Annotated in this window: 1 protein-coding gene; it reads right to left on the bottom strand. The window is 56.9% G+C overall.

Annotation, left to right across the window (positions count from 1 at the left end; translation table 11 throughout):
• Nucleotides 1-360 (bottom strand): hypothetical protein (locus tag FW764_RS28130; protein ID WP_446436726.1); only part of this gene is annotated, 360 nt, incomplete at both ends.

Raw genomic sequence — 360 nt, 5'->3', positions numbered from 1 at the left:
GCCTCACGTTCGCCTACAGCATTGCTCGCTGAAACCAGTCGTCCCGTCTCGTCATAGCTGTAGGAAACGACGTTCTGCTCAGTCACCCAGACGTAGGGTTCATACCCTTTGGCGCGATGAACCTGATAGTCCACCGCCACAATGCGGCCCAGCTCATAGCGCAAAAACAAACAACGGCCTACACCGTTATCCAGCCGCTCAATCCGCCCCAAACGATCACGAGCAATACGCAGCCGGTTGTCATACGGATCGCTGATCGCCGTCAGCACACCGTCGCGAAAGTGATAAAACCGTGACGCCTGGGCCAGCACCAACTCATCAGGCAGCGACCCCAAGTAAATCGCCGCTTCGGCCAAGCTA

This window comes from Pseudomonas sp. 1152_12 (genome assembly GCF_052850675.1).
The sequence above is the reverse complement of the archived record's forward strand: the minus strand, read 5'-3'. Positions and strand labels throughout refer to the sequence as shown.